Raw genomic sequence first — 14,874 nt, forward strand, 5'->3', positions numbered from 1 at the left:
GGTTCCTCATTTACCATATGTGCACTAATTTTAGTTACAATTGAATCATCATCAATTTTCCAATTAAATTCCCTTCCAACAAGATCAACTGCTATAGTATTGTTAACATCAGCTGCCGTAGTTATTACTGGCAAAGATCCTAATTTTTCTGCAATCTCTTGTGTGAGTTGATTAGCTCCTCCGATATGTCCTGATAATACACTAATTACAAAATTTGTTTTATCATCAATCACAATCACAGCAGGATCTGTCTTTTTATCTTTCAAATGAGGTGCAATCAATCTAATTACTGCACCCAATGAAAAAATACAGATCAAGGCATTGCTATTTTTAAAAAGTTCAACAATTTTCTCTGATGTAGGCTCAGAATACCATATGATCTCATTATCATCATTTGATAATTTTGAAGGACAAAAAATATTCCAATCTGGAAAAAGTTTTTTTAGATTCTGTCCAATTTTAATACCATTTTTGGTAATTGCAAGAACAGTAGTCTTCTCCATACACAAAACTTTACAACTTTAATAAAATACCTTACTCTTCTGATTTCCTAGCCAGAATATTCCCATCAAAATCAAACAATATTACATCCATTGGCACTTTTCCCTCTGAATGTTTTCGCATATGATTATACGTCTCACTACAAATTAATTCAAAAAATCCCTCAACATTATTCTTCTGAATTATCTCAGAAACATGTCTAGCTGTATTTGCTTTTTTAATACTCTCAATTACTTTCTCATTTGCATTTGCTCGTTTTGCTAGTTCTGAAAGAAAGTTCATGTCTACTTTTGAACCTTTGACATGAGTTTGTTTTACACCCGCTGCCATTTTTGCAAGTTTTCCAATAAATCCAACAACATATGCTTTTTTGATATTTTTTTTACTGCATTGTTGAATTGTATAACCTGAAAAATCACCCATCTGTACAAAACAATGTTCTGGTAAATCTACTATTTTCTTTGCATAATCTTCACTTCTTCCACCTGTTGTAAGAACTACAGTATCATTTCCCATGGCAATTGCAACATCCAAATTCTGTCTAATTGATGCGGCATAAGACGCTGTAGAAAACGGAATGACAATTCCACTTGTACCTAAAATAGAAATCCCATTTTTAATACCTAATCTTGGATTATCTGTTTTTGGTGCTAATTCTCTCCCTTTCGGGACAGATATTACAACTCGTAATCCGTTTTTTTCCAGAATCTTTTCACCTATTGATCTTAAATTTTCTTCAATCATTTTCTTAGGAACTGGATTTATTGCAGGTTTGTTAATTTCCAAACCTAATCCAGGTTTAGTAACAATTCCAACACCTTCCCCCCCATCAATGTCTATCTGATTCACTTTATTTGTAAACGATAACTCTACAATAATTTCTGCACCATGAGTAACATCAGGATCATCTCCACCATTCTTAATCACAGAGCATTTTGCTCTATTGGATTCAAATTCGCAAGAATTGATTGGAATTTCAATAAAAGATCGTTTTGGTAATAAAATATCAATTTTTTCAATTTTTTGTTGATTCATAATTGATAATAATGCAGATTTGGCTGCTGCCGTAGCCGAACTTCCAGTTGTATAACCTGTCTTTAATTTTGTCTTTTCTTCTTCCACATCCGTTGTATTCATTTTACTGTATTAACTCTTGTTTGATAATTTTCAAAGTCTTCTGCATAGATTTAAAATTAAAACTTATTTGATGTTATTATGGCTAAATCCAAGAAAATAGTAGTTACCGGAGCAAGAGGGTTTATTGCTAAACATCTTAGAAATTATTTGTCAGAAAATAATATTGATCTAATCTCAATATCTAGAAATGATTTTAAACAATTTAAAAATGAATCAATGATTGTCTCTGAAAATTATGATGAAAATATTCTCCTCCCAAAAATTAAGGATTCTGATGCACTAATTCATCTTGTTGGGATTGGCAATCAATCTGTTAATAATGATTATAACATGATAAATGTTGAACTCACAAAACATATTGTAAATTTATGCAAAAAAACAAAAATCAAAAAAATTGTTTATACAAGTGGTTTGGGTGTTTCATCAAATACATCCTTAGGATACTTTATTTCTAAATATAATGCAGAAAAAATAATTATTAATTCTGGCTTAAATTTTACAATTTTCAGACCATCATATATTGTAGGGAAAGATGATCATTTTACAAAATACCTTAAAAAACAAATTAAGACTGGAGAAATCAAAATTCCAGGCTCAGGAAATTACTCAATTCAGCCAATCTATATCGATGATGTAATACAAATAATTTCTCAGTCGGCAATTCAACCAAAATTCAAAAATAGGATAATTGATCTTGTGGGTCCTAAAAATATCACTTTTAAGCAATACGTAAAACTATTTTCTAAAGGAACCAAAACAAACATCAAAAAAATTGATTTAGAAGATGCCTATCGAGATGCCATTACAAATCCAAAATCAGATTTTGGAATTGATGATCTGAATATTCTGATTGGTGATTTCAGAGGAAATCATGAAAAACTAAGAAAACTTACTAAAATGAAATTTCACTCAATTGTTGAATTGTTAGAGTCCGGCAGATTGCTTTAATGTTTGAGCTTTGTCTGTCTTTTCCCAAGTAAATTCTGGCTCATTTCTTCCAAAATGACCGTATGAAGCAGTTTTTCTGTAAATAGGTCTCTTCAAATCTAATTGTGTTATGATTCCTGATGGTTTCATATCAAAATTATTTCTTACTAATTCTTCAATTTTATTCTCTGGAATTTTGTTTGTTCCAAACGTGTTAACATACAATGATACTGGTTCAGCTACTCCTATTGCATATGCGAGTTGTACTTCACATCTGTCAGCTAATCCAGCTGCAACAAGATTCTTTGCAATATATCTACACATGTAACATGCAGATCTATCTACTTTTGAAGGATCTTTTCCTGAAAATGCTCCTCCACCGTGTCTTCCAAATCCACCATAAGTATCAACAATAATTTTTCTTCCAGTTAAACCTGCATCCCCATGTGGTCCGCCAATTACAAATTTTCCAGTAGGGTTAATGTGAATTTTAATATCGTTATTCCAAAGATTTCCTAAAACTGGTTTGATTACTTTATCAATAATTTCACTTGAAATTTCCTCTTGAGAAACATCCGGTGCATGTTGTGTTGAAACTACAACTGTTTCAATTTTTGTAGGTTTGTTATCCTCGTATCTTACAGAAACTTGTGTTTTTCCATCAGGTCTTACCCATGTAAGAACATTATTCTTTCTTACTTCAGCTAGTTTCTGTGCTAATTTCTGAGAAAGTAAGATTGGCATAGGCATAAGCTCTTTTGTCTCATTTGTTGCATACCCAAACATTAGTCCCTGATCACCTGCTCCTTGCTCTTTATTTTCAGTTGCAGTAACACCTTGACTGATATCTGGACTTTGAGCATGAAGACGTAACGTTACTTCACAAGATTCAGTATCAAACATCAAATCCTTGTTGTTATATCCAATCTCTCTAATTGTTTTTCTAACTAATTCTTCTTGAGCTTTTTTATCAAAATTTGCTTTGGATGTTACCTCACCTGCAACAGCCACAAAATCTGTTGTAACCATTGTTTCAACTGCTACTCTTGAATCAGGATCTTGTTTGAGAAATTCATCTAAGAACGCATCTGAAATGTTATCACATATCTTATCTGGATGTCCTTCAGTAACTGATTCTGATGTAAATAGAAAATTATTGGTCATAAAACAACACTACTCACTAGAGTTCATTTTCTAGTTTGATAAATAATACATTATTGCCTCTTACGATAACTCTTCCATAATTTGCAATTGTTTTACCATCATGTAGTTCTTCTGCATCTGTCATAATCAAATTCATGTATGAATCAACATTGTCCATTTTTCCTTTATACTCGACTTCATTTTTCAGTCTTACAGTAACTTTCTTCTTAGTACTTTTTTGAAGAGTCGTTAGAGGTCTTTTTGCGCTAGTTGGTTGGGACACTAATTGTTCACTTGTTTTGCAACTTTGTTCTCTAGAATAAAAGCCTTACCTCCTCTTTGAAAATTAAAATTCTTTAAATTTTTTCTTCATTTTCTAACAATTATACAAATGATTTCAACTGGTTTACAAAAATTGGATGAATTTTTGGGAGGTGGAATTCCTGCAGGAGTTATAGTAGATATTTTTGGTGGAAATGGTACTGGAAAAACTCAATTGTTACTCCAATTATCAATTAATTCAATAAATGACGGTGGTAGTGTTTTGTATTTGGACACAACTGGTGGCTTTAGACCCGAGAGAATTCTTGAAATTCAAAACAAATCTAACTTAGACTTTGATATTCTTGAAAAAATTACCGTATCAAGAATAACTAATACATCAGAGCAAATAAAATCAATTAAAACTCTTCAAAAAAATGTTTTTTCTTTAATAATCATTGATAATGTAACTGATTTATTCTCTTATGAATATAAAACAGACGAATCTATTTTTGAAAAAAATACATTATTTTCACGATACATGCATGAGTTATCTAATTTTGCAATAACAAACAAAATTCCTATCATTGTTACTAATATGATTCGAAACATAGATGGAAAAGAAGTTGAAAATATGAAAAGTGCTATTGATCCTTTTACCCATGTTAAAATACACCTTTCTAAAAATTCATCAAAATTTCAAGGAGAAGTTTATTGGGCCCTGAACAAAGAATCTTTTTCCTATACCATTGACAAATTTGGAATATCTGAACATACTGAAGATATTTAACGGTCAATCGTTGAGTTAAGTAATGGCAGGAATTTTTGACTCACTTCCAATTATCACTGTTGTTTTATTTGCACTTGGGTTGGTAGGTGTATTTGTTTATGAAAGATCAAGATCAAATTCAACAGACGAATCAGAATCTTGAATTACTATTTGGAAAGTTTGGTTTTTCAAAACTAACTGAAATTCAGAAAAAAGCATCCCCAATAATTTTACAAAAAAAAGATTGTCTAGTAATTGCTCCAACTGGTTCAGGAAAAACAGAATGTTCTGTAATTCCAATCTTCTCTCTTTTAAAAAATTCCAAGAAAACTGGAAAAATCAAAGTGCTTTACATTACACCATTACGCGCATTAAACCGTGATGTTTTTAGAAGAATTACAAAATATGCTCATAACAATGAATTATCGATTGAAATTAGGCATGGAGATACTACACAAAAAGAAAGAAAAAAAATTACAGAAAATCCTCCCGATATTCTAATTACAACACCTGAAACTCTTGTAATTCTTTTAACACAACTGAAAATGCTTACTGCACTATCTGAATTAGAATGGATTGTAATAGATGAAGTACATGAATTATTGTCTAGTGAAAGGGGTTCCCAACTATCATTAAGTGTTGAAAGATTGGATTTTAATTCAAAATATCCTCTCACGAGAATAGGTCTATCTGCAACAGTAGGGAACTATGAAGAGGCAGGAAAATTTGTTGTAGGCACGAAACGAAAATGTGAGATCATTAGAGATACCTCACTAAGAAAATATGATGTAACCATAAAATTTATTGAAGGAACAATCTCTGATGTTGCAGAGAAAATTATTGAATATGTATTAGAATTAAAGTTGGATTCACCTGTTCTTTTATTTACTAATACTAGGGGGGAAGCAGAATTTTTAGCTTCAATCTTGAAAGAAAAATCTTTAATTCCAATTGAATTGCATCATGGTTCTCTTTCAAAAGAGGTTAGAGAAGAAACAGAGCAAACTCTACGTGAGGGAAAACACGGTATTGTTGTATGTACATCTTCTCTTGAATTGGGATTGGATATTGGCTCAGTTGAGCTAGTCATACATTATGGTTCTCCAAGACAAGTCTCAAAATTTATTCAAAGAATTGGACGTAGTAGACATAACCGTGACGAATCAGCACAGGGATTAATTATTACAAATAATGCTGATGATGAATTTGAAGCAAGAGCTATACTTGATCGTATTAAAGAGGGTTCAATTGAAGAGCAAGAAATTCATGATGCATCTCTTGATGTTCTTGCTCATCATTTAGTTGGATTGGCAATGCAGATTGGAGAACTTTCAGTTCAACAGGCATTTGATATAATAACAAAAGCATATCCATTTCGTAATTTATCGGTAGAAGATCTAGTCCAAGTATTAGATTTACTTGATTCAAATTATCTGATATTTTTTGATAGGACAAAAATGACCTTTTGGAAGAAAGGTCGCGCGTTCAAATATTATTTTGAAAATCTTTCCACAATTCCGGATATTCTTAAATTCAAAGTATTTGATAGTGTTGGAAAAAAAATCATCGGATCACTTGATCAAAGATTTGTAGGTGATTTTGGAGACTCTGGAAATATTTTTGTGCTAAAAGGTTCACAATGGAGAATACTGAATGTTGATGAAAAATCATTCTCAGTAAATGTAGAGCCATTTAGAGGTGGAGGAATAACTGTTCCATATTGGGAAGGAGAGAGTATTCCAATTGATTATAAAACCTCAAGAAAAGTAGGATCTTTTCGAAGTAAAGTCAAAAATGGAACACTTGTATTGACAAATAAAATTATTGAGAAATTAATTTTTAATGAAATTCCTGATGAGAATAATATTGTAATTGAATCAAATAGATCTCATGGATCAGTTGTAATTCATTCGTGTCTTGGCACTAAAATTAATTCTACATTGTCAACATTACTATCTTCAATATTATCTTCTATGTTGGGCTCTGTAGTTGATTCCCGTTCAGATGGTTATAGGATTGTGTTATCATCTAGATCACGCATTTCAGAAAAACTTTTCACCGAAGTTCTAAAAGATGATTATGATTTACATTCAATTGTTAGTGCATCTTTGACTGGAACTCATAATGTTAATTGGAGAACATGGTGTGTTGCAAAAAAATTTGGAATAGTTGGAAGAGGAGCAATATATGAACGAAAATCAGCCCGATTTTTATATGAAAGATATTCTAAAACTCCACTTGTACGAGAAGCTCTTCGTGAATTATTTCATGATAAATATGATCTAAAAAACTGTGATATTATATTAAAAAAAATACGCGAAGATGAAATACATCTTAAATGGTTGGAAGTTGATCATTTTTCAAAATTAGCAGAACCAATTTTAGATCATACTACAAAATATTACTCATCTCCAGCAAATCTTGACAAAGGAATTCTTGATTTGGTAAAAGCTAGACTAGAAAAAACAAAACATCGTCTGATTTGTGCTAGGTGTGGAAAATGGGAGCGTGTATTTCAAACATCTGAAGTTAAAACCTTGATATGTCCTTATTGTAAAGCACGACAAATTACTGCAACTTACTATTCTGATTATGATCTGCCTAAAATTATACAAAAAAAACATCAAGGAAAAAAACTATCTCCTGATGAAAAACACAAATTTGATCGTGCGTGGAAAGTCTCATCTTTAGTGGAAAATTTTGGAAAAACAGCTATTATCGTAATGTCTGGATATGGAGTTGGTGCTGATACTGCAGCAAGAATATTACGTAATATGGTTGATGAAGAACATTTGTTCAGACAAATCTATGAAGCAGAAAGGCAATACGTTGTAACTAGAGGCTTTTGGGATTCTTAATTTTTCTTTGTAATTTTAGAAAATGCCGTTAGAAAAAGTTCTATTCTGCCTTCCAATCCCGCCTTTGCATTGAGTCCTGTTATTGAAACAATTTCCCCTAATTCACATTTATCAATTAATCTTGCTTGATTTCTCCAACCTTTTACCCAAATTTGACCCGTATCATCTTCAACAAACATTTCTGATAATAATATTGATTCTCCAGCTTTTGTTTGAACCTCGCGTCTTTCAGGAACTTTTAATATTATTGCTTCAATACAATAACTTCCATCAACTTTTACATCATTAATCTTTGTTCTAATTTTTGATAAAGATGGAATAGACTCATCATTATCTAATTTCCTAACAAAAGAATTTTCATCTAGTGTGATCGAATTTCCATACACTTTTGATGGCATACATTCTATAACATCACCTTCTACGCAAATACTAGTAGAATTTGAAAAATCAGTTATGTTGTACAAATTTCTCTTACTGTCTACTGCCAAAATCATATTTTTACCATTATCTGATGATGATAATGATAGGACTCGTGCAATTACTGGCTCAGTTTCTTTTCCACCTTCAATTTCAATTATTGTAGCATCATTTCCATGAATTTCCAATCCTTGATTTCCTGATTTTACTCTGACACCAAGTAATCTTACTTTAGCTGACTGTGAAATCATGTTAGGTATTAATGATTCATCCTTACCCCATAACACTACTCGCATTCCATTCCCATCTTTTCCTTTTAGCCTCATTCTCAGTGCTTTTCCGGGTTGTCCTCTAGAATTTGTAAATTCCATTCCACTAATTGCTCCATCAATTATACCCGAAATAACAAGATCTTTTTGACCTTCTTTTAATTCACTAATATCTTTTGTAATTGTATCAATAGTTGGTATCTCACTTTTTGTATCTGCAGTTTCAATGTTTGATCCAGATCCAATATTGATTGTTGGAGATCCATCAAGATCAGATTTTACATAAGCTTTGATTATTTTAATTAAATCTCCAGGTTTTAGATTTTCTACTCCTGGTAAATTTGCTTTTTCATCCCATAATTTCACGCTGGCAGTAGAATTTTCATCATAAACTGTCATTGTTCTAAGATAAAATGGAGAACCATCTTTTCTTGAAAATTGTTTTGCAGGTGAAAGATTCAAAACTCTTGTTTCTAATGATATTTCTTTTGCTCCTGCATACAGATCTTTCAAACCCATTTCTACTTTAAGCGGCTCCGATAATGCAATTCCATAATCAGATGCTATCAAAAACAGTGCCCCTTGATCAGTTAGATATCCCGCACCAATCTTTTCTTTTTTCAGTTTTATTTGCTCTTCGATATCACTTTTAGTTAATTCTGGTTTTTGCTCAAGAAATTTTGCAATAAGATTTTCAAATTCAGACAATTTAATTCTGGTAAACTTGTTCTATTAATAAAAATTTCATTAGGTTATCAATTTGATTTTTTTAAATATTGATCGCTTTCTTCCATTTTTTTAAACTTAAAATTTTAAAATTATCACTTTTCTAAATTACTGCATATTTTATTTGAATTAATTCAAAACTTTTCAAAATTACTCCAATTTACTTCATTAACTAAATTAATAGGAAGATCGCAGTTTTGTTGTGTTCTGCATCAATGTTAAACACCTATCAAAATCATATGGATCTATCCCTGCTGTAGATGATCTTATGCTATCCGTAGAATCTGGACAAGTCTTTGGGTTTTTGGGTCCTAATGGGGCTGGAAAATCAACCACAATAAAACTACTCACTACTCTCATTCCACCATCAAGTGGTTCTCTTTCTATTCTGGGAATAGATGCTATAGCAAATCCTCTTCAAATTCGTCACAAAATAGGAGTTGTTTTACAACAACCAAGTTATGAGCCTACTCTCTCTGTTGAAAAGTCTCTTGATAAGTATGGGATGATGTGGAATGTTCCAAAAACTGAACGCAAGAAAAGAACGAAGCAACTTTTGAAAGATTTTGATCTTCTGGAAATTCGAAAAAAAAGAAATGAAGATCTTTCAATTGGTCAACGAAGAAGAGTGCAAGTTGCACGTGAATTTATGCATGATATGGAATTGTTGTTTTTAGACGAGCCTACTGTCGGTTTGGATCCGAGTGCAAGACGAAAATTATTAGATTATTTAAAAACTAAAGTAAAAACTGGACTGACTATTTTTTATACTACACATATTCTAAGCGAAGCTGAATATCTTTGTGATCAAGTAGCTATTATTGACAAGGGAAAAATTATTACTGTTGATTCTCCTGATGCGTTAAAAAATAGATTTGGAAAAGAAAAAACTATAAAAATTCATTTATTAGAAAAGCAGTCTGAAATTTTATCTCTTTTAACTGGAATTCCAGATTGTAAAATTAATTTTGAGAGCGGAACTAATATCATAATTCATTCAGAGCAATCAGAATTAGTATTATTACAAATATTGAAAATACTTAATGATAATAATATTGAGATTGAAGATTTATCTGCTGTACCAACAAGTCTTGAAGAGATATTTTTAAAAATGATGAAGGAAAATGCATCCGATAATTAGGCTAGTAAATAGAAATCTGACGATTTCTCTTAATCCTGGATTCTTGATTTGGCAAGTTATTTTTCCATTAATCTATATTTTTGTTGCAGGGTTTGCTTATGCACCATTGATCAATCAAGTTCCGTTTGGAACAAAAGATCTTGACTATCCAGCATTTTTGGCATCAGGTATGATTGGATTTAATATTATGAATAGTACTCTTGTTTCTGGTATCATCATTTGGAATGATAGAAAACATGGAATGTTTGAGCAGATAATGTCTGGACCTTTTACTCGTAGTCATTACATTCTTAGTAATATCTGCACTATAGGAATTGTTGGATTAGTTAGTGCAACTCTAATTGCTCTAGTTGGATATCCAGTATTTTTTGAATCTGTAGAATTTTCAATTGTGACCATTCCGATAATCATTTTTGGTGCAATTACTGGTTCTGTATTGTTTGGTTCCTTAGCCTCAATAATTTCTACTAGATTACGTTCAAGTGAGGGATTTAATGTGATCATCAATACTGTTTTTCTTTTCTTTGCTTTTGTTAGTACTGCATTTTATCCTGCAGGTGGCGCCCCTGAACCTCTACGATCTGCCTTTTATCTGAACCCTCTTACTTATCTTGTAGATGTTATTAGAGCTGGAATTTTTGGTAATGTTACTGACTTTGTAATTGTTGAAATGTTAGTTCTTGTGGGGATTGCATCTACGTTATTTGTAATTGCCTCAAAACTTCTTACCAAATTAGATTTTTAATTACTATGATTAATTTTTAAATTTTTCATACAACTCATTAATTTTTTTAATTATGTCTAAATTTTCATATTTTACTAAATCTAGATTTGGAATAACGCAATGACCGCCGATAATACCTGGAAACATTTTTGGTCTATTACCTAAATTTTCATGAATTTCATCTGCAAATTTCCACATTTCATCAAAGTCTATGCCTTCTTTTTCACAAATCATTTTTGTAATCTGAGCATAATTAATTAACCAACCATAATATGTTGTATCGACTAATATTTTTGCAAGTTCTGCAGTTTTAGTTGTTGACATCCATTCTACTTTTTGAAATCTTTTCTCTAGATCTAGTTTTATCTCTGGCTCTATTTGTTTATTATCTGATGAAATAAATTTTGTATATTTTTTGATATCGTCCAAAAATCTCCTATGAACTCCACGAACAGGTGAAAACAATACAGGAATTTCAGATTTTTCCTGGATTTTTTTTGTTGTTCCAGGTCTTACTGTAGAATGAATCAAAACCACCTTCAAACCTTTAATTTTATCAATCCAATTTAATGTGATATCTACGAAATCTGTTAATTCTCCTGGAAGACAAACATGAAGATATTCTGGATTTTGGACTGTAGAATTTTCTGAATAATTTTTACATTTTGATTTATCTAAATCAATTCCAACACAATCATAATTCCTTTCAACAAGTAAATTGAATAATGTCTCTCCAACTTCACCCATTCCTAATATTATATCTGTCATTGTGCCTAATTTCAGGAATAGTATCTATGTTATATTCGTGTTACAATCAATTTTTATTTTTAAAAAGGTAGCCCGGCCCAGACTCGAACTGGGGTCAAAGGCTTCAAAGGCCTCTATGCTTGACCGCTACACTACCGGGCTGCTAAATCGAGCACTTTCATTCCCTTAATGAACTTTTTATTTAATTTGCTTAGAAATAAACCGAAATTATTCTTTTATAACTTTGATTAATTTCTGGATGGGATCTTCCATGTTTCCTACAATTCTTTTTGCTCTTTTTTGATTTAGATTATTTTTTGATTGAAAAACTCTCATAATATAATTAGAAATTTTAATTGGATTTGTTTCCCGTTTTATCAAATATTTCTTTACCAAAAAATCTTCAATTATGTTTGGAACTGCATTGTAGGATATAGTTGGAATTCCCATTAAAGCGGATTCTGCTGTCATTGTTCCGCCAGATCCTATGAAAATATCTGTATTATTTAACAAATGTTTTCCATCAAATGACATTTTTACGATTTTAGCTTTTCTACCAACTAATTTTTGAAGATTTTGGATTTGTTTTGTATATCTTCCTAAAATTACAATATTTTCATTACTGTAATCATTTATGATTTTTTTAATAATTGGAATAATTCTGCTAGATTTTGATGTATATGATGCCTCTTCTTCTTCTACTCTAATCAAAATATTTTTTTGTTTATTATTGTAAAATGGTAATACTGCTTTTTGATTAATCATTCTTTTGATGGTAACAGATGCATCAATTGCTTTGTATGAAATGATGTTCTTTTTATCAATACCATATCTAGAAAATTCCTTTTTTGGAATTGCTGCGGGAATTAATAATTTTTGAATCAATGGTAATGTTAATCTCATTACCGCATTAGCATGAGGCGAATCACAAAATGCGATATGTTTTATTCCTAATCCAAATGAAATTCTTGCTGCTTCAGGTGAGCAAAAACTAATTACTATATCTGGTGAGAATGTCATGATTATTTTTGAAAGTTTCTTCATTCTATCTATACTTGCATTGAGTTTTGTTTTTTTGTCACCGCCACCATGTTTTCCCACAAAAATAAGGTTAAAATCACGTATTTTTGCTAATTTAGAAACTTCTTCATATTCTCTTGAAGTACACAAAAGTTCATGTTTTCTACCTAATTTTTCAATTATTGGTTCAGAAAACAATAATTGCTTTGGCGTTAGAATATCTATCCATATTTTCAAGTATTTTTGATAATTGTAGTTAGTTCAATAAGTTTTTCTTAGTCTATAACTAGATTCTAGTATAATGGGGGGAGCAAAAGTTGTCGTTTATGGTCTTAGTACCGAAGGATATGCTATTGCATCCCAAATGGCGATTAAAGGTGCAGATGTTTACATTATAGACGAATCAACACCTTCAGCAATTTCACTCAAAGCAGAAATTGCGAAAACATATCCTAATGTTTCATCTCTCAAAGAGGATGAGCCATTATTAGCTATGGAACCAATTGATGTAGCAATTTCCAAAGCTCAATACCTTTTCTTTACTCCCAGAATTAGAAAGACAGGACAAGATATCAAAACCGAAATTCATTCTAAATTTAAGGATGCAGTTACATCATTAAAGAAAAACAGCTCAGTTGTTTTCACTCTTCCAACCGGATTTGGAGGTAACAATGAAAACATTTCATTATTAGAACATGTTACAGGTCTTGAGGCTGGAAAACAAATCTCTTACTATTATTACCCATTGGAGGATCTTAATGAACAACCGAAGATTATTGGTACATTTAATGGAAAGGAGGATCTTGTGTTATCCGAATTGCTTAGTGTGAGCAAAAAAGAGAAAAAATTTGTTGCAATTTCTTCATCGGAACATCTTCATGCAATTAACGTGTTATCTAGATTTTCAAGCCTGTGTAGTGTTCTTGAGGTCTGTAAATATGCACAGGATGAAATTACAAAAAATGATCTTGCCTTAGATGATTTTCAAGAAATTTATCTTGATAATATGGTAAGCGGATTATTTGATTTAAAATCTCTGGGCTCATCATTTGAGGGAGCCAATAGTCTCATGTATCTAATTAATGGAAGTGTAAAAGGAATTGATGGCTACATTAAAAGATTAATTGATGAAATTCGTACAACATTAAAGAAAAATGATCTTAAAGCAAGTAGAACAAAAATTGCATTATCGTGGAGTCTTGATCAACATGCAATGCGTGGTGATAAAATTGAGATGCTTCAAAATTTAACATCTAGATTACGAGATTATATCGGTGATGTTGAAGCATATGAGGATCCAAATTTTGATCTATTTCATAGTGATAAAACTACAATCATTGTAGCATGCTCAAAATCTGATTTTGATAATATTGAAAGATCCAAACAAGATTCTGATCTAATAATTGTAAAAGCTAATCCATTATGCGAAACAATTCAATAATAGTATAAATTAGCTAAAATGCTATTTTGGTTGGATTGTCAAAAGAAACTAATTCTGATGAAATTCCGGTCAATATAGTATCTGAAAATGAAATTGATTCTTCATCTGAAGAATATGATTCTCCAGAAACAAATGCTGACGAATTATTGAAACTATTGGATCTGGAAAAACAAAAATCATCTAACTATGAAGAAAAATTGAAATATGTATTAGCAGATTTTCAAAATCTTACTCGAAAAACACAATCTGACATACAAAATGGTGTTAATTCCAAAATTGATGAATTCATATTGGATTTTTTAAAAATTTATGATGATTTTGTGAGAGCCAAAGAAGTTTTCACTCAAAGTAAAATCAATTCTGAAGGTTTAGATTCAATTCTTAAAAATATGGATTCTTTATTAAAAAAATACAATGTAATTCCAATTGATGCATTAGGAGAGATCTTTAATCCAAATTTCCATGAAGCCATATCGATAATCACAGATCCTAGCTTGGATGATAATACAATTACAAAAGAGATCAGGAAAGGATATATTTCTCATGAGAGAGTTATAAGACCTACGTTAGTAGAAATTTCAAAAAAAGGATGATAAAATATGGCTAAAATTATTGGAATTGACCTAGGAACAAGTAATTCGGCTGCTGCTGTTGTAATGGGTGGAAAACCAACAATTATCCCAGCAGCTGAAGGGGCCACTGTAGGTGGAAAAGCGTTTCCATCAGTTGTAGCATTTTCTAAAGATGGCGAACTTCTAGTTGGTGAACCAGCACGAAGACAATCTGTAACAAA

Annotated in this window: 15 protein-coding genes and 1 tRNA gene; 8 read left to right on the top strand and 8 right to left on the bottom strand. The window is 31.2% G+C overall.

The window, feature by feature from the left end:
• Both BD31_RS05825 and BD31_RS05830 read right to left on the bottom strand, forming a co-directional pair.
• The coding region (locus BD31_RS05825) for a cobalamin biosynthesis central domain-containing protein (protein ID WP_008299857.1) at window positions 1-503 on the bottom strand (503 nt) is incomplete at its 3' end.
• Between the two features lie 31 nt (window positions 504-534).
• Complete coding sequence (locus BD31_RS05830; RefSeq protein WP_008299845.1) at window positions 535-1,638, bottom strand: cobalt-precorrin-5B (C(1))-methyltransferase; 1,104 nt, start codon at window positions 1,636-1,638, stop codon at window positions 535-537.
• 78 nt (window positions 1,639-1,716) lie between these two features.
• On the opposite strand from BD31_RS05830, the gene BD31_RS05835 reads away from it, so the two are divergent.
• Entirely contained in the window at window positions 1,717-2,586 is an 870-nt protein-coding gene (locus BD31_RS05835) for an NAD-dependent epimerase/dehydratase family protein (RefSeq protein WP_008299854.1), read from the top strand.
• On the opposite strand, the gene metK is transcribed toward BD31_RS05835, so the two are convergent.
• Together metK and BD31_RS05845 are read right to left on the bottom strand one after the other, a co-directional pair.
• On the bottom strand, window positions 2,563-3,729 hold the full coding sequence (metK, locus tag BD31_RS05840; protein WP_008299871.1) for a methionine adenosyltransferase: 1,167 nt from the start codon (window positions 3,727-3,729) through the stop codon (window positions 2,563-2,565). The genes BD31_RS05835 and metK overlap by 24 nt on opposite strands.
• Before the next feature lie 16 nt (window positions 3,730-3,745).
• Window positions 3,746-3,991 (bottom strand): U6 snRNA-associated Sm-like protein LSm6, encoded by a 246-nt coding sequence (locus BD31_RS05845; protein ID WP_048097506.1) that lies wholly within the window; start codon window positions 3,989-3,991, stop codon window positions 3,746-3,748.
• Between the two features lie 108 nt (window positions 3,992-4,099).
• On the opposite strand from BD31_RS05845, the gene BD31_RS05850 reads away from it, so the two are divergent.
• A complete protein-coding gene (locus BD31_RS05850; RefSeq protein WP_008299866.1) occupies window positions 4,100-4,759 on the top strand; it encodes an ATPase domain-containing protein in 660 nt (219 codons plus the stop codon).
• Between the two features lie 98 nt (window positions 4,760-4,857).
• On the top strand, window positions 4,858-7,596 hold the full coding sequence (locus BD31_RS05855; protein ID WP_008299847.1) for a DEAD/DEAH box helicase: 2,739 nt from the start codon (window positions 4,858-4,860) through the stop codon (window positions 7,594-7,596).
• On the opposite strand, the gene BD31_RS05860 is transcribed toward BD31_RS05855, so the two are convergent.
• Window positions 7,593-8,990, bottom strand: coding sequence for a single-stranded DNA-binding protein (locus BD31_RS05860; protein ID WP_008299877.1), 1,398 nt, complete (start codon window positions 8,988-8,990; stop codon window positions 7,593-7,595). The two genes, BD31_RS05855 and BD31_RS05860, sit on opposite strands and share 4 nt — an antisense overlap.
• A 220-nt stretch (window positions 8,991-9,210) precedes the next feature.
• Here BD31_RS05860 and BD31_RS05865 point away from each other — a divergent pair, with 220 nt between their 5' ends.
• A complete protein-coding gene (locus BD31_RS05865) occupies window positions 9,211-10,149 on the top strand; it encodes an ABC transporter ATP-binding protein (protein WP_008299852.1) in 939 nt (312 codons plus the stop codon).
• Window positions 10,133-10,894 (top strand): ABC transporter permease, encoded by a 762-nt coding sequence (locus tag BD31_RS05870; RefSeq protein ID WP_008299879.1) that lies wholly within the window; start codon window positions 10,133-10,135, stop codon window positions 10,892-10,894. The genes BD31_RS05865 and BD31_RS05870 overlap by 17 nt, the downstream gene beginning before the upstream one ends.
• A 9-nt stretch (window positions 10,895-10,903) precedes the next feature.
• On the opposite strand, the gene BD31_RS05875 is transcribed toward BD31_RS05870, so the two are convergent.
• The 3 genes from BD31_RS05875 to BD31_RS05885 form a co-directional block, all read right to left on the bottom strand.
• The gene (locus tag BD31_RS05875) at window positions 10,904-11,641 is read right to left on the bottom strand and encodes a Rossmann-fold NAD(P)-binding domain-containing protein (protein ID WP_008299873.1); all 738 of its coding nucleotides are present in this window, start codon (window positions 11,639-11,641) and stop codon (window positions 10,904-10,906) included.
• 68 nt (window positions 11,642-11,709) lie between these two features.
• A tRNA-Gln gene (locus BD31_RS05880) sits at window positions 11,710-11,782 on the bottom strand.
• A 66-nt stretch (window positions 11,783-11,848) separates the two neighbouring features.
• A complete protein-coding gene (locus BD31_RS05885) occupies window positions 11,849-12,877 on the bottom strand; it encodes a DUF354 domain-containing protein (RefSeq protein ID WP_008299869.1) in 1,029 nt (342 codons plus the stop codon).
• A 64-nt stretch (window positions 12,878-12,941) separates the two neighbouring features.
• On the opposite strand from BD31_RS05885, the gene BD31_RS05890 reads away from it, so the two are divergent.
• From BD31_RS05890 to BD31_RS05900, 3 genes are all read left to right on the top strand, one after another.
• Window positions 12,942-14,081, top strand: coding sequence for a hypothetical protein (locus tag BD31_RS05890; protein ID WP_008299882.1), 1,140 nt, complete (start codon window positions 12,942-12,944; stop codon window positions 14,079-14,081).
• 35 nt (window positions 14,082-14,116) lie between these two features.
• Complete coding sequence (locus BD31_RS05895) at window positions 14,117-14,674, top strand: nucleotide exchange factor GrpE (RefSeq protein ID WP_048097507.1); 558 nt, start codon at window positions 14,117-14,119, stop codon at window positions 14,672-14,674.
• Between the two features lie 6 nt (window positions 14,675-14,680).
• On the top strand, window positions 14,681-14,874 hold a 194-nt coding region (locus tag BD31_RS05900; protein ID WP_008299849.1), incomplete at its 3' end, for an Hsp70 family protein.

Origin of the sequence: Candidatus Nitrosopumilus salarius BD31, assembly GCF_000242875.2 — an archaeon.
GTDB classification, from domain to species: Archaea; Thermoproteota; Nitrososphaeria; order Nitrososphaerales; family Nitrosopumilaceae; genus Nitrosopumilus; species Nitrosopumilus salarius.

What these genes read in the sequence shown, in the direction of transcription:
- BD31_RS05830 (WP_008299845.1), bottom strand. Translation starts at nt 1,638, where the DNA reads ATGAATACAACGGATGTGGAAGAAGAAAAGACAAAATTAAAGACAGGT.
- BD31_RS05835 (WP_008299854.1), top strand. Translation starts at nt 1,717, where the DNA reads ATGGCTAAATCCAAGAAAATAGTAGTTACCGGAGCAAGAGGGTTTATT.
- metK (WP_008299871.1), bottom strand. Translation starts at nt 3,729, where the DNA reads ATGACCAATAATTTTCTATTTACATCAGAATCAGTTACTGAAGGACAT.
- BD31_RS05850 (WP_008299866.1), top strand. Translation starts at nt 4,100, where the DNA reads ATGATTTCAACTGGTTTACAAAAATTGGATGAATTTTTGGGAGGTGGA.
- BD31_RS05855 (WP_008299847.1), top strand. Translation starts at nt 4,858, where the DNA reads ATGAAAGATCAAGATCAAATTCAACAGACGAATCAGAATCTTGAATTA.
- BD31_RS05870 (WP_008299879.1), top strand. Translation starts at nt 10,133, where the DNA reads ATGCATCCGATAATTAGGCTAGTAAATAGAAATCTGACGATTTCTCTT.
- BD31_RS05875 (WP_008299873.1), bottom strand. Translation starts at nt 11,641, where the DNA reads ATGACAGATATAATATTAGGAATGGGTGAAGTTGGAGAGACATTATTC.
- BD31_RS05890 (WP_008299882.1), top strand. Translation starts at nt 12,942, where the DNA reads ATGGGGGGAGCAAAAGTTGTCGTTTATGGTCTTAGTACCGAAGGATAT.